The organism is Streptomyces sp. G7(2002), from assembly GCF_028870195.1.
Taxonomy (GTDB): Bacteria; Actinomycetota; Actinomycetes; order Streptomycetales; family Streptomycetaceae; genus Streptomyces; species Streptomyces nigrescens.
This window is the reverse complement of record NZ_CP102609.1, coordinates 5,950,832-5,974,135: the sequence shown is the minus strand read 5'-3', so window position 1 is coordinate 5,974,135 and position 23,304 is coordinate 5,950,832. Positions and strand designations below refer to the sequence as shown.

The window sequence follows — 23,304 nt, the reverse complement described above, 5'->3', positions numbered from 1 at the left end:
CCGAGGGCCGCACCCCCGAGCGGGGGTGCGGCCCTCCGGGCATCCGCGGCTCAGTGGAAGAAGTGCCGCGTCCCCGTGAAGTACATCGTCACGCCGGCCTTCTTCGCGGCCTCGACGACCAGCTCGTCACGGACCGAACCGCCGGGCTGGACCACGGCCTTGATGCCGGCGGCCGTCAGGATCTCCAGGCCGTCCGGGAACGGGAAGAACGCGTCCGAGGCGGCGTACGCACCCTGTGCGCGCTCCTCGCCCGCCCGCTCGACCGCGAGCTTCGCGGAGTCGACGCGGTTGACCTGGCCCATGCCGACGCCGACCGAGGCACCGTCCTTGGCGAGCAGGATCGCGTTGGACTTGACCGCGCGGCAGGCCTTCCAGGCGAACGCCAGCTCCGCGAGCTCGGCGGCGGACAGCGCCTCGCCGGTGGCCAGCGTCCAGTTGGCCGGGTCGTCGCCCTCGGCCTGGAGCCGGTCGGTGACCTGCAGCAGCGCGCCGCCGTCAACGGGCTTGACCTCTACGGGGTTCGACGGCGCTTCGGCGCAGCGCAGCACGCGGATGTTCTTCTTGCGGGCGAGGATCTCGACCGCGCCGTCCTCGTAGCCGGGGGCCACGATGACCTCGGTGAAGATGTCGGCGACCTGCTCGGCCATCGCCACGGAGACCGGGCGGTTGACGGCGATGACGCCGCCGAAGGCGGAGAGCGGGTCACAGGCGTGCGCCTTGCGGTGCGCCTCGGCGACATCCGCGCCGACCGCGATACCGCAGGGGTTGGCGTGCTTGATGATCGCGACGCAGGGCTCGGTGTGGTCGTACGCGGCCCGGCGCGCGGCGTCGGTGTCCGTGTAGTTGTTGTACGACATCTCCTTGCCGTGCAGCTGCTCGGCCTCCGCGAGCCCGCCGCTGCCGTCCACGTACAGCGCGGCGCCCTGGTGCGGGTTCTCGCCGTACCGCAGGACGTTCTTGCGGGAGTAGGTGGCGCCGAGGAACTCGGGGAAAGCGGCGTCGTCGGCTGCGTAGTCGTCCACGAACCAGGAGGCGACGGCCACGTCGTACGCCGCGGTGTGCTGGAAGGCCTCCGCCGCCAGCCGCTTGCGCTCGGCCAGTCCGAAGCCGCCGTCGGCGACGGCCTTGAGGACGTCCCCGTAACGGGCGGGGTTGACGACGATGGCGACCGACGGGTGGTTCTTGGCGGCGGCGCGGACCATCGAGGGGCCGCCGATGTCGATCTGCTCCACACACTCGTCGGGGGTGGCGCCGGAGGCGACGGTCTCCCGGAACGGGTAGAGGTTGACGATCACCAGGTCGAAGGGCTCGACCCCGAGATCGGACAGCTGCTGCCGGTGGTCCTCCAGGCGGAGGTCGGCCAGGATGCCGGCGTGCACCTTCGGGTGCAGGGTCTTGACCCGGCCGTCGAGGCACTCGGGGAAACCCGTCAGCTCCTCGACCTTGGTGACCGGCACCCCGGCCGCGGCGATCTTCGCGGCCGTCGATCCGGTGGAGACGAGCTGGACGCCCGCCGCGTGCAGACCCTGTGCCAGCTCCTCCAGCCCGGACTTGTCGTAGACGCTGACCAGCGCGCGGCGGATGGGCCGCTTCGTGCCTTCGGTGGCGGTCACGAGATACGTACCTTTCGTCCCTCAATGCGGTAGCCGTGCCGGGCCAGATGCCCCACGACCTCGACGAGCAGCGATCGCTCGACTTCCTTGATGCGCTCATGCAGCGCGGATTCGTCGTCCTCGTCCCGGACCTCGACCACGCCCTGGGCGATGATCGGGCCGGTGTCGACACCGTCGTCGACGAAGTGGACGGTGCATCCGGTGACCTTCGCGCCGTACGCGAGCGCATCGCGCACGCCATGGGCACCGGGAAAGCTCGGCAGCAGCGCCGGGTGGGTGTTGACGGTGCGGCCGCCGAAGCGGGCGAGGAACTCCTTGCCCAGGATCTTCATGAAACCGGCCGAGACCACCAGATCGGGCTCGTACGCGGCGGTCGCCTCGGTGAGGGCCGCGTCCCAGTCCGCACGGCTGTCGTAGTCCTTGACCCGGCAGATGAATGTCGGGAGCCCCGCGGACGCGGCGCGCTCCAGGCCCGCGATGGCGCCCCGGTCGGCGCCGACGGCCACGATCTCGGCCCCGTACGCCTCCGGGCCCTGCGCGGCGATGGCGTCCAGCAGCGCCTGCAGGTTCGTCCCGGAACCGGAGACGAGGGCGACGATGCGGGCGGGGCGAACGGGCTGGGCGGGGGGTGGGGAGGAAGCCACGGCGGGGCTCTTTTCCGATCTCGCGTGCTTTGTGTGGTCGTACAAGACTGCGGGTACCGCAGATCCGGGGAACCCTACGAAGGCGCCGACCGTCAGCAACGATACCGGCACACCGCGCGGCCCCCACGGGACGGGGGCGGGCCCGGGAGGTAGCGTCAGGCGTAAGACTGCATGCAGTTCGTGGTAACCGCGCGCCGGCCGCTGAGGTCCGCGCGCGGACGAGACAAGGGGAAGACTCACTCCAGATGACGGACCGACGCCGCCGCGCGGCCCTCCTGCTCCCTCTGCCCGCCACCTCCCCCGGGGTGGTGCTGCTGCCGCGGGAGCGCAAGTCGTCGTCCTCGTCGCCGGAGCCCACCGCCCCGGATTCCCCGGGCACCGAGCAGGACAACCCCTTCGCCCCGCCGCCGGCCGGCGCCCCCGACCAGGCATGGCGGCCGCGCCACCGGTCCGGAGAGGACCGCGACGGCGACGGCGACGAGGAGCAGCCGCAGGACGAGCAGACGCCCAGCTGGGGCAACCAGTGGAGCCCCCGGCAGCCGGGCCGGCAGAGCGGCGGCTTCGGCAACCGGCCCGGCGGCCGCAACGGCCAGCAGGGCGGACCGGGTGGTTCCGGCGGACCCGGCGGCCCCGGCGGGCTGCGCTGGGACCCCACCGACCCCGCGCAGCGCCGGGCGCGCTATGCGCTGCTCGCCGGCATGTGGTCGTTCTTCTTCGTGCTGTTCAGCCTGCCGGAGGTCGCCCTGCTGCTGGGTGCGCTGGCGATCTACTGGGGCATCAGCTCGCTGCGGGCCAAGCCGGCCCCCGCGAAGGCCTCCGCCGCGGCGACCACCGCCGCCATGGAGGGCCGCCCCGCGCCCAGCGCCCAGCCCGACCGGGGGGACCGGCCCGGCGGCGCCCCGTCCGCGCCCGGCTCCACCCGGCCGCAGGTCACCTCGGCGATCGCGGGGCTGGTGACCGCGTCGCTGGCGCTGATGATGGTGGCCGCGACCTTCACCGTGCAGATCGTCTACCGCGACTACTTCGCCTGCGTGAACGACGCCCTGACGCAGTCGGCCGGCAAGTCCTGCGAGAACCTGCTCCCCAAGGAGCTGCGGCCGCTGCTGGGCACGCGGGAGTAGCGGGCGGCACTACGCGGGGCGGGCCGAGCCGGGCCGTCAGGCGTCTGCGGCTGCGTCGTGGCCGGTCGCGCCGTTCCCCGCGCCCCCACCGGGCGCCGCCGCACCGCACCGGGCTGCGGCGAGGCCGCTCAGCGCGTCCGCGCCGTCGCTGTCTTGCTTGAGGCCGCCGCCGTCCTCCGGGGCGCTGTTGTGCGGGGCGCCGTTCTGGGCACCGTTCTGCTCACCGTCGTCGCCCGTCTTGCCGTCCGCGCCGTCCGCGCCGGCCGCCGCATCGCCGCCCCCGCCCTTCGGGGCCCCCGTCTCGGGCCCGGCCGCCTCTTGCCCGGCCGTCTCGGTCTCCCGTCGTGGGGCGCGCAGCCACCAGAACCGGAGCGCGACCGCGACCGGGATGCCGGTCAGGGCGGTCCAGGCCGCGGTCGCCAGGCCCGTACGCCACCAGCTCGGGCCGAAGGCGGCGAGGGCGCCGGTGCCCAGGGCGCCGCCGGCGAGGCCCGCCAGCACGGCCATGACCACGCCGCAGGCGCCGGCCCCCAGGGCCGCCACACAGGCCGTCGGCCACCAGGACCAGGGCGCGCCCGGGGAGTCCGGCGCGGTCGCGGAACGGGCCACCTGACGGGCGAGCAGTACCCCGGCCGCCACGGGGACGACGGCCACCGCCCAGGTCAGCGGGTTTCCGGGGCCGGCGTCCGGCAGCCCGCTGAGCAGTGGCAGCTGCGGCAGCACGGGGTGCGCCGAGGTTCCCAGCGGGGCGACCGTGCTGCCCGCGCCCACCGTGAAACCCGGCCCCAGGCCGTAGGCGGCGCCCCAGACCGCCGCGTTCGGGAGCAGGGCGAGGCACAGCAGCAGCACCGTGGCGCGACCCGCCCAGTCGGGCGCCAGCTGGAGGAGGTCGTGGTGCACCCGGCCGGCGTGCAGGCCGAGCGAGAGCAGGGTGAGCAGTCCACCGGCGGCGAGCAGGGCGCCGAGGGCGGCGCCGGCGGCCCGGCAGACGGTCCCCCGGCGGGCGGCGGCGACCGGGGAGCCGCCGAGGAAGGCCCGCAGCCGGCGCGGCGCCCTGGAGCGGGCTTGAAGGATCTTGGCGGGCAGCAGCTCGGTGCCGGGGTGGCGGAGGAGGCGCCAGGCCGTGCCGGCGAGGATGGCGGCCGTGGTGGCCGGTACGCACAGCAGCACGCTGAGCGGCTCGGCCTGCAGGCGTCCGTCGGAAGCGTAGAGCAAGGCGGCGGCCACGATCAGCAGATAGCCGGTGAGCAGCGCGCCGAGCAGGGTGCGCGGGGCGACCGTCCGGGCGGGGTCCGCGGCGCGGCCGGCGGCCGGGGCGGGGACGGGCGGACCGTCGACCGAGGTGGCCAGGGCGTGGCGGGCGGCCCGGTGGAGCAGCCAGACCGGGAGGACGGCGAGCAGCAGCGGGGTCACGGCGACCGGGGCGCCGGAGTGGGAGGTGGTGCGTACGAGGTCGCCGCCGTGCGCCAGCAGCCACAGGTCGGCGGCGAGATGCAGGGCCCGGGAGGGGCCGCTGTCGGGGTAGGGGGAGGCGACCCAGAGCAGGAGCACGGCGACCGTCAGCGCGCCGAGGCCGAGACCGGCGGCCGTCACACCGCCGAGGAAGGCCGCGCCGATCGCGGAGGAGCGCTGTGCGGCGGTCCGGCCGTGCGAGGACAACGTAGGGCCACGCTCGATCAACTGGCTCACGCCGCCATGCTGCCAACAAGACACCTTTCCGCCATGTACTGGCGAAATGCCCGACGTGTCGCGCTGCGCCGGTTGTGCGGGTTTTCCACACTGCTCTGTATGACCCAGCGCGAGCAGGCCGCCACCGCCTTCGACGATCTCCACACCCGGCACGCGGCGGCGCTGATGCAGCAGGCCTATCTGCTCACCGGGCGGCCGTGGCTCGCCCGGCGGGCCGTGGAGCGGGGGTTCCGGCTGGCCTGGCAGTGCTGGCCGGAGGTCGCGGTGGATCCGGATCCGGCGGGGTGGGTGCGGGCGGCGGTGTACGAGTACGCGCTGACGCCGTGGCACCAGCTGTGTCCCGGGCTGCGCACCGCCCGCGGCCCGCGGAAACCGTCGAAGGACGCCGGGCCGGACGGCGCGCTGCCGGCGGCCCTGCTGAGCCTGCCCGCCCCGTACCGCCGGGTCTTGCTGCTGCACGACGGGGTCGGGCTCGGCCTGGGCGCGACCGCGGCCGAGATCGAGGCGAGCACCCCGGCCGCGGCGGGGCGGCTGGCGCATGCGCGCGAGCGGATCGCCGCGCTGCTGCCGGAGCTGGGGCTCGACGGGCACCCGCCGGAGCGGCAGGGCGAGATCCTGCGGGACCGGCTTGCCGGGCCGCTGTCCGCGGTGGAGGTGACGCCGCGCGCGGCGGCGCACGTACGCGGCGGCAGCGAGCGCAGCGCCCGGCGGACCACCCGGGCGGCCTTCGGGGGGACCGGGCTGTTCGCGCTGGTGACGCTGGTGATGATGGCCCTCGCCCCGGACCACTCGACGCCGCCGCCGAAGCGGCCCCTGGCGACCGCGCCGCACACCCGGGTCTCACCGGCCCGGACCCATGGCGCGGCCACCCGGGAGCAGCGGGACGCGGCACGGGAGCGCAGAAACGCGGCGCGGGAGCAGGGGAACGCGGCCGTACGGAAGCGGCTCAGGGAGGCCCGGCTGGCCCCCGAGCTCCGCTGAGGCGGGTGGCACGCAGGGCGCCCCGCCCGGAACGGCCGCGGGCCCGCACCCCAGAGGGTGCGGGCCCGCGTCCGGTGCACTGCGCCGCAGGACGGGTCCGGCGGTGCGGGTCGCGCAATCAGCCGCCGAGGATCTCGCGGGCCAGTCGCGCGGTCTCCGACGGGGTCTTGCCGACCTTGACGCCGGCGGCCTCCAGGGCCTCCTTCTTCGCCTGGGCGGTGCCGGAGGAGCCGGAGACGATGGCGCCGGCGTGGCCCATGGTCTTGCCCTCGGGCGCGGTGAAGCCCGCGACGTAGCCGACGACCGGCTTGGAGACGTTGGCCTTGATGAAGTCGGCCGCACGCTCCTCGGCGTCGCCGCCGATCTCGCCGATCATGACGATCAGGTCGGTGTCGGGGTCGGCCTCGAACGCCTCAAGGGCGTCGATGTGCGTGGTGCCGATGACCGGGTCGCCACCGATGCCGACGGCCGAGGAGAAGCCGATGTCACGGAGCTCGTACATCATCTGGTAGGTCAGCGTGCCGGACTTCGACACCAGACCGATGCGGCCGGGCTTGGTGATGTCGCCCGGGATGATGCCGGCGTTGGACTGGCCGGGGGTGATCAGGCCGGGGCAGTTCGGGCCGATGATCCGGGTCTTGTTGCCCTTGGCCTTCGCGTACGCCCAGAAGGCGGCGGAGTCGTGGACCGCGATGCCCTCGGTGATCACGACGGCGAGCGGGATCTCGGCGTCGATCGCCTCGACGACGGCGGCCTTGGCGAAGGCCGGCGGCACGAAGAGCACGGACACGTCGGCGCCGGTCTTCTCCATCGCCTCGGCGACGGAGCCGAAGACGGGTACCTCGGTGCCGTCGAAGTCGACGCTCGTGCCGGCCTTGCGCGGGTTCACACCGCCGACGATGTTGGTGCCGTCACCGAGCATCAGCTTGGTGTGCTTCATGCCAGTGGCACCGGTCATGCCCTGGACGATGACCTTGCTTTCCTTGGTCAGGAAGATAGCCATGGTTGTTGTGTCCTCGTCCTTTACTTAGCAGCCAGCTCGGCGGCCTTGTCGGCCGCGCCGTCCATGGTGTCCACACGCTGCACCAGCGGGTGGTTGGCCTTCGACAGGATCTCGCGGCCGAGCTCCGCGTTGTTGCCGTCGAGACGCACGACCAGGGGCTTGTTGACGTCCTCGCCCTTGGACTTGAGGAGCTCCAGGGCCTGGACGATGCCGTTGGCGACCTCGTCACAGGCGGTGATGCCACCGAAGACGTTGACGAACACGGACTTGACGTCCGGGTCGCCGAGGATGATCTCCAGGCCGTTCGCCATGACCTCGGCGGAGGCGCCGCCACCGATGTCGAGGAAGTTGGCGGGCTTGACGTTGTCGTGCTTCTCGCCGGCGTAGGCGACGACGTCCAGGGTGCTCATGACGAGACCCGCGCCGTTGCCGATGATGCCGACCTGGCCGTCGAGCTTGACGTAGTTCAGACCCTTGGCCTTGGCCGCAGCCTCGAGCGGGTTGGCTGCGTCCTTGTCCTCCAGCGCCTCGTGCTCCGGCTGGCGGAACTCGGCGTTGGCGTCCAGGGAGACCTTGCCGTCGAGGGCGATGACCTCACCGCTGGCGACCTTGGCGAGCGGGTTGACCTCGACGAGGAGCGCGTCCTCGTCGATGAAGGTCTTCCACAGCGTCACCAGCACGTCGGCGACCTTGTCGGCCACCTCGGCCGGGAACTTCGCCTGGGCGACGATCTCCTGGGCCTTCTCCTTGGTGACACCCTCGTTGGCGTCGACCGGGACCTTGGCGAGCTCGTCGGGGCGGGTGGCCGCGACTTCCTCGATGTCCATGCCGCCGGCCACGGAGGCCATGGCCAGGAAGGTGCGGTTGGTGCGGTCGAGGAGGTACGAGACGTAGTACTCCTCGACGATCTCCGGCGCGGTCTCGGCGATCATCACCTTGTGGACCGTGTGGCCCTTGATGTCCATGCCGAGGATGTCCGTCGCCCGGGCGACAGCCTCGTCCGGGGTGCCGGCCAGCTTGACGCCGCCGGCCTTGCCGCGGCCGCCGACCTTCACCTGGGCCTTGACGACAGACTTGCCGCCCAGCCGCTCGGTCGCCTCGCGGGCCGCCTCAGGCGTGTCGATGACTTCACCGGCCAGCACCGGTACACCGTGCTTGGCGAAGAGGTCCCTCGCCTGGTACTCGAACAGGTCCACGCGCGTCCGTCCCTTGTCTTCTCAGAATCGCCGTAGTGATCGCGGTTCGTTCGTCTGCGATGGGCGTGCCGCGAAGGGCAACGTGACGGCGCTGTCACTGAGGGAGGCGTACACGGTGACCGGATACGCGGCATGTCCGTCCCGCAGGTTATCGCCGCAGGACGTGAGGCCCTAAATCGCAGATCACACTCCAGCGGTGATTACCATCACAGATCTTTTGGCCAAGTTACGCCTCCCTGAGATTTCCGCATGTTCTCGGGTGGTTTTCCTCCGTCCCGAGGGCTTATGTGGCGGGAGGCGCCTCCCGGCCCCGTCCGGGGGCCGACGCGGTTGTCACTCGCCGTGCACTCCGGCGTCGCGCGAGGTTCGCGATCTCCTCCCGGTACGCCCCCGTGCGCCCCGTCTCAGGTGATTTCGGTTCCGGTGACGCGGGAATCCGTTTGGGAAGAAGCTGCGACTCCTAGGCACAAGACCTCCGCAGGGGGTGTCCGGAAAGGACTCTTGACCCTTCAACTCCCCTCTGCGGACACTGTGTTGAGCACTTACGCATACTTACGCATCAGGAGTCACAAGCTTCGGGCTTGGTCCCGTGCAGGTCGGTCGGCAGACCGCTTTGCACCGGGTGCAGACGGGGGAACTTGATGAGTAGTGGGGGGATGCGTGGCCGCGGGCAGGGGCGGTCGCGAGGCCTCCCGCATCCGCTCTCCCTCCCCCTTTCTCGATTTCTTGGTGTCCTCACACTCGGTGCCCGAAGGGATTGGAGGGGGAATGCCGACACATACGACCTATCCCGGCGTTTATGTCGAAGAGCTTCCCAGCAGCATCCGCAGCATCACCACCGTCACCACATCCGTGACCGCTTTCGTCGGCCACACCCGGCGCGGACCGCTCAACCAGCCCGTGCAGATCACCAGCTTCGCCGACTTCGAGCGCCGCTTCGGCGGTCTGACCTCGCAGAGCCCGGTCGCGTACGCCGTCCACCAGTTCTTCGGCAACGGCGGCGCCGTCGCCGTGATCGTCCGGGTCACCAAAGCCGGCAGCGGCAAGGAAGCCCAGGTCACCCTGGAGTCCACCGAGGGTCACAGCCAGTGCCCGGTGCTGGAGGTGCACGCCAAGGAGCCGGGCGTGTGGGGCTCCGGCCTGCGGGTGGCCGTCGACCACGACACTCCCGCCGAAGGCGCTTCGGGCCACCCCTCTCCCTGCGAGACCTTCAACCTCCAGGTCCTGGACGCCCACGGCACCGCCCGTGAGTCCTTCGCCGGCCTGTCCATGGACCCCGGCCACGGCCACTTCGCCGAGACGGTGATCAACGCCGGCTCCTCGCTGATCCGCGTCCGGGTCGTCGGCGAGGGCCGCCCGGACCCCTCCGGCACCGTCTCCAAGGCCTTCCACCACGAACTCCCCGATCTGAACGTCGCGTTGACGGTGAAGATCGGCGAGGTGGAGCGGGAGTTCACCCTCTACGACCCGGACTGCGACGGGGAGCCGCCGTGCACGGTCGCCGAGCTGGCGCTGCTGCTGGAGCACAAGCTGCGCGCCCTGCCGGACGCCCCGGGCAAGCACGCCTTCGCGGGCGCCGAGGTCACCGCGTTCGGCCGCCGCATCCAGGTCGTGGCCGGGTCCACCGACCCCGGCGACGTGGTGCGGTTCCTCGGCGAATGCGCCAATGACCTGGGCCTGGAGGCCTCCGTCAACCCGCCGGTCTTCCCGCTGTGCGGCGGCGAGGACGGCGAGCCGCCCGGACCGCGCGACCTGATCGGCAGCGAGGCCCGCAAGAGCGGTCTGCAGGCGCTGCGCGAGGTCGCGGACGTCAATCTGCTGGCGCTGCCCGAGCTGGCCTCCTACGAGTCCACCGAGGACATGATCACGGTGCTGTCGGCGGCCGGGCGGCTGTGCCGGGAGCGGCGGATCTTCCTGCTCGTCGACGCCCCCGCGGCCTGGAGCGGCGTGGACGCCGCCCGCGCCGGTATCGCCGCCTTCACCCCCGTCCGCAGCAACCACTCCGGCCTGTACTTCCCGCACCTCCAGCTCACCGACCCGCTCACCGGCCGGCTGCGCTCCTTCCCGCCGTGCGGCGCCGTCGCGGGTGTCATCGCCCGTACGGACAGCGAGCGCGGTGTCTGGAAGGCACCGGCCGGCACCGAGGCCCGGCTGGCCGGGGTCCACTCCCTGTCGGTCAGGCTGACGGACCGGGAGAACGGCCTGCTCAACCCGCTCGGGGTGAACTGTCTGCGCACCCTCCCGATGGTCGGCCCGGTGATCTGGGGCGCCCGCACCCTCGAAGGCGCGGACGCACTGGACAGCGAGTGGAAGTACGTGCCCGTACGCCGCCTCGCCCTGCACGTGGAGGAGAGCCTGCTGCGCGGTCTGCAGTGGGTGGTCTTCGAGCCCAACACCGAGCAGCTGTGGCAGCAGATCCGGCTCAACGCCTCGGCGTATCTGCACTCGCTCTTCGAGAAGGGCGCGTTCAAGGGCAGCACCCCGCGCCAGGCGTACTTCGTCAAGTGCGACAAGGACACCACGACCGACGCGGACATCGACCGCGGCATCGTCAACGTCGTCGTCGGCATCGCGCCGGTCAAGCCAGCGGAGTTCGTGATCGTCAAGATCCAGCAGATGGCCGGCCAGTTCGACGTCTGACCACCCGCAGGCACAGGACGTGACCGCAGAGGACGTGAAGGAATCCGATGGCTGAGTTTCAGATCAACGCCCATCGCTTCGACCCGTACAAGAACTTCAAGTTCCTGGTCCTGTGGGACGGTCGTACGGTCGCGGGCATCAGCAAGATCAGCCCGCTGAAGCGCACCACCGAGGTCGTCAAGCACCGGCACGGCGGCGACCCCAGCTCCCCGCGCAAGTCCCCGGGCCGCTCCGAGTTCGAGGGCATCACCCTGGAACGCGGTGTCACCCACGACCCGGAGTTCGACCGCTGGGCCAACAAGGTCTGGCAGGTCGGCGCGGGCCTCGGCGCCGAGGTGTCGCTGGCCGACTTCCGCAAGGACCTGGTGATCCAGGTCCTCAACGAGGCCGGTCAGGTCGCCGTCTCGCACAAGATCTACCGCTCCTGGCCGAGCGAGTACCAGGTCCTGGGCGAGCTGGACGCCAACGCCAACGCCGTCGCCATCCAGAGCCTGAAGCTGGAGTGCGAGGGCTGGGAGCGGGACTACGAGGTACCGGAGCCGACCGAGCCGTCGTTCACCCATCCGGCCTGACCCGGCCCGTACGGCACATCGCGTACCCAGCACCCGGCTGGTACGCCACGGCACCTGCACCGGACGAGGTGAGGAATGACGGTCACCGGGCCCGCGGAACTGCTGGCCACCTGGGAGGCCGGGCTGGCGCGGCAGGGCGGCGACCGGGCCCTGCTGCTGCACCGGGCGGCCCGCCCCGGGGCCGGCGCCGACGCACTGCTGTCGGTGCCGCCCGGGGAGCGGGCTGCCGATCTGTTCGCGCTGCGCCGGGCGCTGTTCGGCGAGCGGATGCAGATCACGCTCGACTGCGCCGACGAGGACTGCGCGGCGGCGATGGAGTTCGAGCTCGACGCGGCCGGGCTGGGCGCCCGGCCCCAGGTGCCCGAGGACGGTCTGCGGGTGGCGGAGGGCGACTGGACGGTGGTGTTCCGGCTGCCGTCGGTCGCCGATCTCACCGCGGTGGCGTCCCTGGCGGCCGGTGCGGAGGAGGCCCGGCGGCTGCTGGGCGCCCGCTGTGCCCGTTCGGCGCGGCGGGACGGGCGGCCGGCCACGGACGAGGAGCTGGCGGCGCTGCCCGAGGCGGTGCTGAAGCGGTTCGCCGAGGCGGCCGAGCGGGCGGACCCGGCCGCCGAGGTGGTGCTGAACATCGCCTGCCCGGAGTGCGGTGCCGCCACCCCGGCGGAGCTGGACATCGCCGCCTACCTGTGGACCGAACTCGACGTCTGGGCCCGCGATGTGCTCCTGGACGTCCACCTGCTCGCCTCGGCCTACGGCTGGAGCGAGCCCCAGATCCTGGCGCTGAGTCCGCTGCGCCGCCGTTACTACCTGGAGCTGTGCGCAGATGCCTGACTACTTCGACCGGCTGCTGGCGCGGTACGCACCGTCGCCCGGGGGCGCCTTTCCCGGCAGCGGCCGCGCCGACCGGGCCGGGCGCACCCTCGTACAGCCCCGGCTGCCGGGGCCGTTCGAGCGGATCGAGGCGCTGTCCGGCCCCTCCGCCGAACCGGACGGACCGGCGCCGCACGCTCCGCGGGCGCCCCGGCCCGCGCGCTCCGAGGAGGGGCGGATCCGCTACGAGCGGGAGATCAGGACCACCGAGCGGCAGACCGTCCTGCGGACCGAGGTCCCCCGGCAGGACGAGGACCCGGACCCCTCCGAGCATCAACTACGCCCGGCGAACGCGCTGTTGAGGCCCGCGGTGGACCCGGCGCCGCGGCCCGGCCCGCCCGGCGCCGTCCGTGCCCAGCGGACGGCAGGGACGCGGACCGGCGACGACCGGGCCGCACGTCCGACGGCGTCCACACTCGTCCTGCCGGGCTTCGACACCGCGCCCCTCGCCCCGGTCACGCCGCTGCGGCCGCGCACCGACGAGCCGCCGACGGCCCGTCCGGCCGCCCGGACCACGGTAACCGGGCGGCGCGGGCAGCGGGCCGCCGAGCGGGTGGTGCACGTACAGATCGGCCGGCTCGAGGTGAGCGCGGCCGGTCCGGAGCGGCCCGCGGCGGACCGGCCGGCGCGTACGGAGCGCCGCGAGCCCACGCTGAGCCTCGCGGACTATCTGGCGCGCGGGGAGAGGACGCACTGACGGTGACGCACCACACGACCCGGCCGGGGCCGCACCCACAGGGAAGGGCTTCATGAGCAACGCACTCGCCGTCGCGACGGTCACCCAGGCCCTTGCGCTGCTGATCGAGCACCACCTCCACCCCGAGATCGATATGGCCGTCTCGGTGGAGACCCGTAAGCCGCCGGCCGATCCGCCGACGGAGCCGACGATCACCGTCTTCCTCTACCAGGTCAGCCACAACCCCTCGATGCGCAACAGCGACCTGGTCACCCGCGCCTCCGACGGGACGCTGCTGAAGCGGCCCGCCGCCGCACTCGATCTGCACTTCCTGATCAGTGCGTACGGCGAGGAGACCGAGCTGGTCGGGCAGCGGCTGATCGGCAGCGTGGTGCGCACCCTGCACGAAATCCCGGTACTGCCCCAGGAGTTGATCGAGGAAGCGGCGCGGCGTCCCTATCTGGCGGGCAGCGATCTCGCCGAGTCCCCGCAGAAGGTGCGCTTCACACCGCTCCAGCTGGACGTCGACGAGACCTCGAAGCTCTGGGGGATGCTGCACCAGACGCCGTATGCGTTGTCCGTGGTGTACCAGGCCTCGCTGGTGCTGCTCGACGGGCATCAGAAGCCGGTCCCGGCGAAGCCGGTGCAGAAGCCGGACGTCAGGGTGCTGCCGTTCGGGGCGCCGGGGGCGCCGGAGCCGGGCGGGGTGGCGGGTGGTGCGGCCGGTCCGGGTGGTGCGGGTGGTCCGGTTGATCCGGGTGCGACGTCTCCCACCAGGGCGGCGCCGACGGCGGCTCAGACCGTCGGGGCTCCTACCGGCGAGTCCCGGTCCGGCGCCGCCAAGACGGCCACGAGCACCGGCGCCACCTCCACCGCCCGGGCCACCGTCGCCAAGGCCGCGTCCGGCGGAGGAGCGCGGGCCGCGAAGAAGGCGGCGGGCGACCCGAAGGCCGCGCGTCGCGGCAGCAAGTCGGGCGGCCCCTCCGCCGGTTCACGTACCCGCAAGGCGACCGGCGGCGGCGCGCGGGACGGCGGCCGGGACGGCACGGGCCGCACCGGCGAGGCGCGCCGCACCGACGAACCGGGGCATCCGGACGACGGCACGGAGAGCTGAGGCGCGGTGCGCGGAACGGGGGCGGAGAAGGACATGGGCGACGGCGGCAGCAGCGGGCGCCCGGACACGGCGTGGCCCGCCGACGCGGACGGCAGTGCACTGGCCGCGGCAGTCGGGGCCGTGCTGGCACGCCTGGACGCCCATGCGACACGCGCCCGTACGACGGTCCGCGGGAACGCGGCGGGCGACGACGGTGCGGCGGGTCCGCCCAGCGCCGCTCCGGCGCCCCGCCCGCAAGAGGACGCCGCCCTCTCCCCCGGCCGCGCGCTCCCCGCCCTCGACGCACTGGCCGCCTGCTTCGGCCTCAGCCCGTTCGAGCGGGAGGTCATCCTGCTCGGCGCCGCGGCCGAACTCGATCCGACGGCCGGCGCCCGCTGCGCCGCCGCGAGCAGCGACCCGGGCCATGCGTATCCGACGTTCTCGTTGGCGCTGGCCGCCCTCGGCGCTCCGCATTGGAGTGCGCTGACGCCGGTCGCCCCACTGCGCCGCTGGCGCCTGGTCGAGCTGGACGACGAGACCCGGCTGACCACGTCCCGCCTGCGCCTCGATGAACGCATCCTGCACTTCCTCGTCGGCTCGCCGTACCTGGATGCCAGGCTGCACGGGCTGCTGCGCCGTACGACGGCGCCCGCCACCTTGCCGGCCTCCTACGACGCGGCGGCGGACCGGGTGGCCGCCGGCTGGGCGGACGCGGGCCCCGACGCCCCGCTCCGCGTCGAACTGGTCGGCGGCGATCTCCGCACCCGCGCCGATATCGCCGCAACTGCCGCCCGCCGCACGGGCCTCGGCCTCTACTCCATGGCCGCCGACGATGTCCCGGCGGACGCCGCCGAACGGGACCGGCTCGCCCGCCTCTGGCAGCGCGAGGCGATCCTCCTGCCGGCCGCCCTCCTCATCGAGGTGGGCGAGCTGGACCGCGAGCAGCACGCCGCCGCCGACTCCTTCATCGCGGGTTCCGCCGTCCCGCTGGTCGTCTCCGGCCCGGATCCGCGACAGACGGGCCATCCGCGCGGGCAGCGGGTGACCGTACCGAAGTTGAACGACGAGGAACAGGTGGGGCTGTGGACGGACGCCTTCGCGGACGTCCCTGAGGTGACCGCCCGTGATGTGCAGGCGCTTGTGGCGCAGTTCCAGCTCCCGCCGCATGTCGTGCGGTCGGCGGCCGCGACGGTGCTCCGTGAGCTGTCCGGCCCGGGTGGTCCGGACGGCCCGGATGCCGCAGGGCTGGCCTGGCAGGCAGGGCTCACCGAGGCCCGGATGGGGCTGGACGAACTGGGCCGCCGTATCGAACCCCGCGCCGGCTGGGAGGACCTGGTCCTCGCCGGCCGCCAACTCGGCATCCTCCAGGAGATCGTCGCGCATGTGCGCCAGCGCGGCACCGTCTACCAGGACTGGGGCTTCGCGAAGGCGCTGCGCAGCGGTCTGGGCGTGACCGCGCTGTTCGCGGGCGGCTCCGGAACGGGCAAGACGCTGGCCGCCGAGGTGATGGCCAAGGAACTGGGGCTGGACCTGTTCATCATCGACCTCTCCCAGGTGGTCAGTAAGTACATCGGTGAGACGGAGAAGAACCTCAGTCGCGTTTTCGACGCGGCGGAGCGGGGCGGGGCGCTGCTCCTCTTCGACGAGGCGGACGCGCTGTTCGGCAAGCGCAGCGAGGTCAAGGACAGCCATGACCGTTACGCGAACCTGGAGGTCAGCTATCTGCTGATGCGCATGGAGGCGTACCGCGGGCTGGCGGTCCTCACCACCAACATGAAGAAGGCCCTGGACTCCGCCTTCATGCGCCGCATCCGGTTCGTGGTCGATTTCCCCTTCCCGGGGGAGAAGGAGCGCGCGGAGATCTGGCGCCGGGTGCTGCCCGCGCAGGCCCCGACGAAGGGCATCGACACCTCCCTGCTGGCCCAGCTCACCGTGGCCGGCGGTTCGATCCGCAATATCGCCCTCTCCGGAGCCTTTCTCGCCGCCGAGGAGGGCGACCGCCTGCGCATGCGCCACATGCTGGCCGCCGCCCGTACCGAATACCTGAAGCTCGAACGCTCCTTGACGCCGTCGGAGGTCCATGGATGGGTCTGAACGAGGTCGGGAAGCACGTCAGGAGCGCGGCCGGGGGCGTGGCTGGGGGCGCGGACCAGGCCGGGGGCGCGGTCGGGGACCACGCCTGGGGCGCGGCCGGGCAGGCGGTCCGGAGCGGGGGCGGGGAGGTGTCGCCGCGCTCCTTCCGTATCGACATCGGTGAACTGGTCCTGGACGGCTTCGACGCGCGCGTCGACCCGGCCCGCGTCTCGGCGGCGTTCACCTCGGAACTGACCCGCCTCGTGCACGAGCGCGGCATACCGCTGGCGGCGGACGGCACGGGCGTGGCGCTGGACGGCCTCACCGGTCTGCCGCCCCTGCCGGCCACGACGCACCCGGTCCGGCTGGGCGAAGCACTGGCCCGCGCGGTGCACGCGGGCCTCGCGGGACGGGGGGAGGCCCGATGAGCACGAGCCGGTCCTCGACACAGGACCCCAGCCGGTCGGCTCGCGACGACAAGCGCCGCAAGCGCCGGGAACGCTCCGCCCGGTCCCGTACCCCGGAGCCGAAGGACATCGTCAGCGGCGCGGGACAGCCCCTGGACCCCGGTGTCCGCCGCGAACTGGAGGAACAGCTCGGCCACGACTTCAGCCGGGTCCGCCTGCACACCGACCGCGACTCCGCGCACCTGGCGGACGTGATGGGAGCCGACGCCTTCGCCGTCGGCCAGGACATCTTCTTCCGCGAGGGCACCTACCGGCCGGGCACGGCGGACGGTCAGCGCCTGCTCGCCCACGAACTCCTGCACACCGTCCAGAATCCGCACGGGCTGGGCGCCCTCCGCGCCGGTCGCGACCTGGGCGCGGTCAGCCTGCCGCAGGAGTCGGTCGAACGGGAGGCGGAGTCGGCAGCACAGGCTTCCGTACTGGGCGCCCTGCGTGACTCGGTCCATGAGCCCCCTGACCCGGCTGCCGCTGAGATCGAGCCGGGCCGGGCGACGCCCGGGTGGCTGCGGTACGCGACGGTCGACGCGAACCGTCGCCGGGAGGAACAGGCCGACCCGGCGACCCTGGTGGACCGCCTGGCCAACGGTGTGCTGCGGTCACTGCGGGGTGACCCGGAGGATCTCTCCGGCCGGGTGCGCGGGGAACTCGCCCGGATGGGGCCCGAGTTGCAGGACTCCGTGCTGGACCGGCTCGAAGTACGGCTGCTGACCTGGGAGTTCCACCAGATTCTGGAGCTGACGGAGGAAGCCGGGACCGCTCCGCCCGGGCTCCTGCCCTCGAACGTACCCGGGCCGGTCCCGGACGCGATCGACCTGATCGAGGACGAGCGGGCGGTGACGGCCGGCCGTAAGAACGGCAGGGAGCAGGCCGAGAAGCAGCGGGCCGCGGACGCCGAGCAAGAAGAGAAGGACGTCAAGGGGCGGGACGGCGCTCGTGCGCAGGAACGGACCCGGGCGCAGCGGGACGCCTCGGCGGAGGAGAAGGAAGCCGGCGAGCGCAAGGCGCAGGAGGACGAGCGGGCCGAGGAGCTCGCCGACTCGAAGAAGGAGCAGCAGCAGGAAGCGGAGAAGCAGGGCGAGGAGCGCGAGAAGGCCGATCAGGCCGACGCGGAGAGGGCCCAGGAGGGGCAGGAGGGCTCCGAACGCGCCAAGGAGGAGCGCAAGGAGCAGCGTGAGCGCGAGGAGCAGGACCCGGAGCAGGCCAACCGGCCGGGTGCGGACAAGCGCAAGCGCAAGGACGACGAGAGGAAGCCGGCCGACGGCGCCAGGCAGGAAGAGCTGGAGAAGAAAAAGAAGGAGCAGCAGGGGCCGGTCCGCCCGGAGAAGGTGGATGAGCGGGCCGACCAGCGCGACAGCGCGCTGTCCGAGCACGGTCTGCACGAGAAGGACGAGAACGAGGGCGAACCGCGCGAGGAGGAACAGCCCCTCGGGCTGGAGGCCGGCGCCGACAAGGAGGTCGACGGCGGGCAGGAGGAGAAGCACGGCGGCGGCCCGGGGGCGGGCGAGGCGGAGCTGAAGCCCGAGGACCATCTGCCGGAGGCCGATCCCGACCTGTCGTCCGTACCGACCGCCGAGAATCCCACGGCGGGCATGCCGGCGTTCCCCGCTCCGCCGCCCACCAAGGCGGAGAAGATCCAGAAGGAGCGGGAGGACGACGCCGATGAGGAGGAGGACGAGGAGGCGCCGGAGGCCGAGGCCAAGGCGCCGGGTGAGGAGCGCGGCCCGGTCGAGGGCGAGGCGCCGCAGCCGGAGCACGGCCCCGCGTCCGAGGCGCCCGACCGCAGCGAGCGGGACCTGCAGCCGGAGAAGCCGGTCGAGCAAGAGGTCGGCCCGGACCCCTCGGCCGAGGAGAGGCCGGATCCGGCGCAGGAGGCCGAGGAGAAGAAGGACCCCGAGCAGCAGCAGGACCAGGACGAGGACGGGGCCAGGGCCGCCAAGCAGGACGCGGCCGACAAGGACGCGGAGCGGGACGAGAAGTCGGGCGACGGCGAAGGGGCGCCGGACGCCAAGGAGTCCCAGGACGAGCAGCAGGACAAGAAGGACCAGGACGAGCAGGAGGAGAAGAAGGAGGCCAGGGGGCAGCCGGAGGGCGCGGCGGCGGACAAGCCGAGTGGTGGTGTCGCGGGCACCGGAGCGGCCGGTGGCGGGGCCGGGCCGTCGGCGGCTTCGCCTGCGCCGCCCGCCGGTGCGCACACGGAACGTACCGCGGTCGAGGACCGGCACCCCTCCCCCGCCGCGCGACGGACCGCGGCGCCCGTACGGGCCGAGAACGAGGCGGCCGCGCCGAAGAGCGCGGTGCCGAAGGAGTCCGGCCCGGGGGCGGCGCCCAGCGGCACGGTGGGCGCGAGTGAGCCCGCCGCCGCACCCAAGGGCGCGGCCGGTCCCGGAGGTGCGCCGTCCGTCGCCCAGGCCGCGGTCGGTCCGGCCGCCGAACAGGCCGAGAACCCCGGGAAGATGGGCGCGCCCGCGCCCGAGGGCGCCAAGGCGCAGCCCGACGCGTCGCTGGAGAAGGACGGCGGTGGCTGCGCGCCGCCGGAGCCCGCGGCGGAGAAGGAGGAGAAGGGCGGTTCGTGCGGTGGGGGCGGGGGTGGTGAGAAGGCACCCGCGGAGAAGCAGGAGGAGCCGCCGGACGTCTCGGGCCAGGACCCGAAGGCCGCACTCAGCACCGTCAGCAAGCTCTCCCCCGACCAGGCTCAGGCCGCCATGCCCGGTGTGGACGCGGCCGCCGACAAGAAGGTCAACGAGGAGCAGAAGCGTCTGGAGGCCAACCCGCCCCAGCGGGAGCGTCCTTCGGGTGCGCCGCAGACCCAGTCCTCGCCTCCGGAGGCCGAGGCGCCGGAGACGGCGGTCAGCGGGAAGCTGGAGAGGGTCGGGCCGGAGGACCAGGGCGAGAAGCAGCGGGCCAAGGGCAGTGAGAAGGCTCAGGGCGCCAGGCCCACCGACCATGTGACGGCGCCGCAGCTCCCGCCCAGCAAGGACGGCAAGCTGACGGCCGGCGATGCGAAGAGCGTCGAGGCGGCCGCGGACAAGGTGCCCACGACCGACCCCGAGCTGCGTAACAAGACGGTCGGCCCGGCTCCCAAGATCAAGCTGGAGGGGGCGAGCGACCCGCAGCGTACGGACAAGCAGGCGGAGAAGCTCAAGGAAAAGCAGGGCACGATCCAGGACACCGGCCGGGCGGACGCGTCCAAGCCGATGGGCGAGGACAAGATCTTCCCCGACGCTCCCCGGGAACGGCTGACGGGCAAGGCGTCCGGGCGCGCGGGCGGCGGCGGAGGCCGCCAGTCGGCAGGCGGTGGAGCCAAGCAGCACGTCGGCGTCGTCGCCAAACAGGAGCGCGGTGCCGAGCTCAAGAGCGGGGCGGCGCAGTCACAGACCGACCTGTCCGCCAAGGAGCAGGAACACCGGCAGGGCGAGCAGCAGGCCAAGCAGGAGAAGCAGCAGGAGATCGACAACGAGGTCGTGCGCAATGCCGAACAGCAGACGGCGGAGCGCGGCCGGGCGGCCGAGCAGGCCGGCAAGGAGCGCCAGAACTGGCGTGACGAGCAGGACAAGAAGATCGAGAAGGCCGACGAGGACACCGAGAAGGAGCACAAGGACGGCAACCAGAAGATAACCAAGGAGCGGGACGGCAAGGACAAAGAAGTCGATGACCGAAAGAACAACGACAACAAGGACATCGACACCAAGGCGGAACAGGCCGAGAAGGACGCCGAGAAGAAGAAGGAGGAGAAGAAGGGAGAGTCGGACAGCCTCTTCGGCAAACTGCTGGACGCCGTGGGCGACTTCTTCAAGGGCCTCCTGGACGCCGTTACGGCGATCTTCGACGCGGCGCGCAACGCCATCAACAGCGTCATCGACAAGTTCAAGGAGTTCGCGAACAAGGCGATCGACGCGGTACGCGACTTCGCCATCAAGGCCATCAATGTGCTGGCGGACGCCCTGATCGCCATCGGCGACGTCCTGCTGGCCGCCTTCCCCGAACTCCGCGACAAGTTCCGCAAGGCCATCGAGGGTTTGCGTGACGCGGCCATCGCGACCGTCAACAAGCTGGCCGACGGCCTGAAGAAGGCCGTCAACACCCTTCTTGACGCGCTCGCGGCCGGTCTCAACAGGCTCCTGGACGTCCTCGAAGCCGGGGTCAAGGCGGTCATCAAGGCGTATCAGGCCGTGATCACCGCCGCGATCAAGTTCGCCGAGGCCGCCATCGAGGCGCTCGGTAAGTTCGCGGCCCTGGTCGCCGATATCGCACCGGACCCGGGCGGCTGGATCGGCAAGGCGGGCAGCGCCGCCAAGACCGGCATCCAGGAACACCTCTGGGGCGCGATCAAGTCCGCCGTCAAGCAGTGGTTCGACACCAAGGTGGAGGGCATCCTCGGCCTCGGCAAGGCAGTGATCAACGTTCTCCTCAAGGGCTGTATGTCCTTGAAGCAGATCGGCAAGATGGCCTGGGACGCGATCATTGCCTCGCTGCCGATGATGATCGCCTCGCTGGTCATCGAGAAGGTCGTCTCGATGATCGTCCCGGCGGCGGGCGCGATCCTCACCATCGTCCAGGGCCTGATGGCCGCCTGGGAGAGCATCAGCTCCATCCTCACCGCGTTCGGCAAGTTCTTCGCCTACCTCAAGGCGGTCAAGGCCGGACCGGCGGCCTGTCTCTTCGCGGAAGCGGTGGCCGCCGGTGTGGTGGCCCTCCTCGACTTCCTCACCAACCTCCTCCTCCAGCGCCTCGGCCGGGCCGCGAAGGGCGTGGGCACCCGCCTCAAGGCCATGGCCCAGAAGATCACCGCCGGCCTCAAGAGGACCGGCAAGGGCGCCCGCAAAGTGGCCGGCAAGGCGGTCAACGCCGCCAAGGGCGCCGCCCGCAAGGCCGCCCAGGCCCTCCGCAAGCCGGCACGCCCGGCCAAGCCCAAGGGCCCCCGCGTCCCGTCCCGCCCCGGAACCCCCGCCGACCGCACCCCGGGCGGCGGCCACCCGAAACACCAGCCGAAGACCCAGCCCACGGGCCGCCCGGCCGACAAGACCCCGGACCCGGCCAGGAAGAAGCGCGAGGACGAGGCCGAGGCGAAGAGGGCCAAGGACGGGGACAGCACAGCCAAGACTGCTGACCAGAAGCCCGGCAGGACTCCGGAGAACAACGGCCCAGGTGGGAAGAAGGACGCCGCTCCGGACAAGGACAGCACTCCGGGCAAGAAGTCCGACAAGGCCGACGACGGCAACAAGAAAGACAAGGCGCCCGACAAGACACCGAAGAAGAAGGAGACAGAGGCGCCCAAGCGCACCAAGCAGCAGAAGCCGAAATCTCCGCTGGGCCGGGCCCTGAAGAAGATCAAAAAGACAATCAAGTCGGCATTGAAGAAGGTCAGGAACGCGGGCAAGGCTCTCGGAAAGAAGCTCCGCAAGAGCAAGGTCGGCAAGGCGCTCAAGAGTGGCGCGAAGAAGATCTGGAATAAATTCAAGACCAAGCGCGACAACATGCGTGACAACAAGAAGAACCGCACAGAAAAGAAGCGCAAGGGCGACCGGGGGAAGAAAAAGGAAAAAGAGAAGGAATCAAAGACGGCACGCCTGCAGAAGGCCGCCGCACGCATCCACCGGATCTATGAAGACCGCCTGAAGCGCGGCATTCCGGTCAAGGACAATCCAGAGCTCCTGTCCAGGATCCGCAGACACTACCGCCTGACCGACCTGCAGAAGTCCGTCGGCGAAGAATTCAAGCTGTGGGCAACCCTCAACCCCACCACCCCCACCAACTCGGGAGTGCAGCAGGCGAATCTCCTCCTCCTCAGGAGGCTTGAGCGACCGGACCCGCAACCAGCTGTTCCACCCTTCAGCAATGGCGCCGAACTGAAGCCGACTTCCTTCTCCCAGCGGTACATCAATCAAGCATGGTCCAAAGACCACGGAAGAGAGCCAGGCGGAAGAACTTGGAAGTTGAACAACATCCCGGGGTTTCAGTACATCAACAATCGTGATATCTGGGACCAGGCGGGCGGGTCACCCAACCAGTGGGATGCCATGCACCTCCTCCCGAAGGAAATCGGCGGACCGAACAAGTCGACCAACTTCGTACCCGCGCCGAACTACAAAAACGCGGGCTTCTATCGGTCGTTCGAAAGTCAGGCAGCTGCAGCATTCGGATACCAGAAGAGCGACGGAGCAGACACGAAGACGAAGCCGCCTGGCGACTACGAACTGACACTGAACCTCTACGACAGACCGGCGCGACAGTACCCCGGAGGCAGGTATCCAAAATGGTTCCCGGAGAGCATTGAGGCGCAGTACCGCACCTACAAGTACAAGGGCCCCGCGACAGCAGGGCAAGCCCCTGGGAAAGACCCGAATGAATGGAAAGCTGAATCCTGGCGGAAGTCGAGCCCGGTAACTTTCCAGCCACCACCCGTGGGAAATGTAGGAATACCGAACCTGAACACCATACCCCTGACCGGGCAGAACCGAATTCTGGCACACAAGCTTCTGGCAAGAAGAGAATCGATCGTCAGAGCCGTAGCGGCCCTCCGCCAACCCAATGGCTTCCAGGGAATCGACGACATGCTGAATCAGCTCAAGTCCTACAAGAGCCCGGGAACCGGTCGGAGGGTACCCAGAATCGATACGCTTGTCGATGAAATCAGGAGGAACTACGAGAGCGGCCTGTTCACGCTGTGAC

At 71.5% G+C, this 23,304-nt stretch carries 15 protein-coding genes; 10 read left to right on the top strand and 5 right to left on the bottom strand.

The annotated features are described in order from the left end of the window. Window positions 1–50 precede the first annotated feature (50 nt). Window positions 51–1,613, bottom strand: coding sequence for a bifunctional phosphoribosylaminoimidazolecarboxamide formyltransferase/IMP cyclohydrolase (gene purH / locus NUT86_RS25380; protein WP_274737735.1), 1,563 nt, complete (start codon window positions 1,611–1,613; stop codon window positions 51–53). Beyond that, a complete protein-coding gene (gene purN, locus NUT86_RS25375; protein ID WP_093637092.1) occupies window positions 1,610–2,257 on the bottom strand; it encodes a phosphoribosylglycinamide formyltransferase in 648 nt (215 codons plus the stop codon). The genes purH and purN overlap by 4 nt, the downstream gene beginning before the upstream one ends. A 245-nt stretch (window positions 2,258–2,502) precedes the next feature. On the opposite strand from purN, the gene NUT86_RS25370 reads away from it, so the two are divergent. Beyond that, entirely contained in the window at window positions 2,503–3,378 is an 876-nt protein-coding gene (locus NUT86_RS25370; RefSeq protein ID WP_274737733.1) for a hypothetical protein, read from the top strand. Window positions 3,379–3,414: 36 nt separating this feature from the next. Here NUT86_RS25370 and NUT86_RS25365 read toward each other — a convergent pair whose 3' ends face one another. Then, window positions 3,415–5,067, bottom strand: a complete 1,653-nt coding sequence (locus NUT86_RS25365) for a cell division protein PerM (RefSeq protein ID WP_274737731.1) — start codon at window positions 5,065–5,067, stop codon at window positions 3,415–3,417. Between the two features lie 99 nt (window positions 5,068–5,166). Between NUT86_RS25365 and NUT86_RS25360 the strand changes: the two genes are divergently transcribed. Beyond that, window positions 5,167–6,048, top strand: coding sequence for a hypothetical protein (locus NUT86_RS25360; RefSeq protein WP_274737730.1), 882 nt, complete (start codon window positions 5,167–5,169; stop codon window positions 6,046–6,048). 118 nt (window positions 6,049–6,166) lie between these two features. Here the strand turns inward: NUT86_RS25360 and sucD are convergent, their stop codons facing one another. Both sucD and sucC read right to left on the bottom strand, forming a co-directional pair. After that, window positions 6,167–7,051, bottom strand: coding sequence for a succinate--CoA ligase subunit alpha (gene sucD, locus NUT86_RS25355; RefSeq protein ID WP_018089556.1), 885 nt, complete (start codon window positions 7,049–7,051; stop codon window positions 6,167–6,169). Between the two features lie 20 nt (window positions 7,052–7,071). Beyond that, a complete protein-coding gene (gene sucC, locus NUT86_RS25350; protein WP_018089557.1) occupies window positions 7,072–8,247 on the bottom strand; it encodes an ADP-forming succinate--CoA ligase subunit beta in 1,176 nt (391 codons plus the stop codon). Between the two features lie 768 nt (window positions 8,248–9,015). Between sucC and NUT86_RS25345 the strand changes: the two genes are divergently transcribed. The 8 genes from NUT86_RS25345 to NUT86_RS25310 all read left to right on the top strand — a co-directional run bounded on the left by NUT86_RS25345 (window position 9,016) and on the right by NUT86_RS25310 (window position 23,303). Continuing rightward, window positions 9,016–10,887: a phage tail sheath family protein gene (locus NUT86_RS25345; protein ID WP_274737727.1), complete on the top strand. Its 1,872-nt coding sequence runs from the start codon at window positions 9,016–9,018 to the stop codon at window positions 10,885–10,887. Between the two features lie 47 nt (window positions 10,888–10,934). After that, window positions 10,935–11,459: a phage tail protein gene (locus NUT86_RS25340; protein ID WP_093637077.1), complete on the top strand. Its 525-nt coding sequence runs from the start codon at window positions 10,935–10,937 to the stop codon at window positions 11,457–11,459. A gap of 75 nt (window positions 11,460–11,534) precedes the next feature. Then, entirely contained in the window at window positions 11,535–12,287 is a 753-nt protein-coding gene (locus NUT86_RS25335; RefSeq protein WP_148591232.1) for a hypothetical protein, read from the top strand. Further along, complete coding sequence (locus NUT86_RS25330) at window positions 12,280–13,023, top strand: hypothetical protein (RefSeq protein WP_274737724.1); 744 nt, start codon at window positions 12,280–12,282, stop codon at window positions 13,021–13,023. Before NUT86_RS25335 ends, NUT86_RS25330 begins: the two co-directional genes overlap by 8 nt. Window positions 13,024–13,075: 52 nt before the next feature. Beyond that, on the top strand, window positions 13,076–14,116 hold the full coding sequence (locus NUT86_RS25325) for a DUF4255 domain-containing protein (RefSeq protein ID WP_274737722.1): 1,041 nt from the start codon (window positions 13,076–13,078) through the stop codon (window positions 14,114–14,116). Window positions 14,117–14,149: 33 nt separating this feature from the next. Further along, window positions 14,150–16,189: an ATP-binding protein gene (locus NUT86_RS25320; protein ID WP_274740620.1), complete on the top strand. Its 2,040-nt coding sequence runs from the start codon at window positions 14,150–14,152 to the stop codon at window positions 16,187–16,189. Further along, on the top strand, window positions 16,180–16,596 hold the full coding sequence (locus tag NUT86_RS25315) for a hypothetical protein (RefSeq protein WP_274737721.1): 417 nt from the start codon (window positions 16,180–16,182) through the stop codon (window positions 16,594–16,596). The genes NUT86_RS25320 and NUT86_RS25315 overlap by 10 nt, the downstream gene beginning before the upstream one ends. Then, window positions 16,593–23,303, top strand: a complete 6,711-nt coding sequence (locus NUT86_RS25310) for an eCIS core domain-containing protein (protein ID WP_274737720.1) — start codon at window positions 16,593–16,595, stop codon at window positions 23,301–23,303. The genes NUT86_RS25315 and NUT86_RS25310 overlap by 4 nt, the downstream gene beginning before the upstream one ends. Window position 23,304: the final 1 nt, after the last annotated feature.

Bases quoted from the DNA above. Each gene is read 5' to 3' on its own strand.
- NUT86_RS25370 (WP_274737733.1), top strand. From the start codon at position 2,503: ATGACGGACCGACGCCGCCGCGCGGCCCTCCTGCTCCCTCTGCCCGCC.
- NUT86_RS25360 (WP_274737730.1), top strand. From the start codon at position 5,167: ATGACCCAGCGCGAGCAGGCCGCCACCGCCTTCGACGATCTCCACACC.
- sucD (WP_018089556.1), bottom strand. From the start codon at position 7,051: ATGGCTATCTTCCTGACCAAGGAAAGCAAGGTCATCGTCCAGGGCATG.
- NUT86_RS25345 (WP_274737727.1), top strand. From the start codon at position 9,016: ATGCCGACACATACGACCTATCCCGGCGTTTATGTCGAAGAGCTTCCC.
- NUT86_RS25340 (WP_093637077.1), top strand. From the start codon at position 10,935: ATGGCTGAGTTTCAGATCAACGCCCATCGCTTCGACCCGTACAAGAAC.
- NUT86_RS25335 (WP_148591232.1), top strand. From the start codon at position 11,535: ATGACGGTCACCGGGCCCGCGGAACTGCTGGCCACCTGGGAGGCCGGG.
- NUT86_RS25330 (WP_274737724.1), top strand. From the start codon at position 12,280: ATGCCTGACTACTTCGACCGGCTGCTGGCGCGGTACGCACCGTCGCCC.
- NUT86_RS25325 (WP_274737722.1), top strand. From the start codon at position 13,076: ATGAGCAACGCACTCGCCGTCGCGACGGTCACCCAGGCCCTTGCGCTG.
- NUT86_RS25320 (WP_274740620.1), top strand. From the start codon at position 14,150: ATGGGCGACGGCGGCAGCAGCGGGCGCCCGGACACGGCGTGGCCCGCC.
- NUT86_RS25315 (WP_274737721.1), top strand. From the start codon at position 16,180: ATGGGTCTGAACGAGGTCGGGAAGCACGTCAGGAGCGCGGCCGGGGGC.
- NUT86_RS25310 (WP_274737720.1), top strand. From the start codon at position 16,593: ATGAGCACGAGCCGGTCCTCGACACAGGACCCCAGCCGGTCGGCTCGC.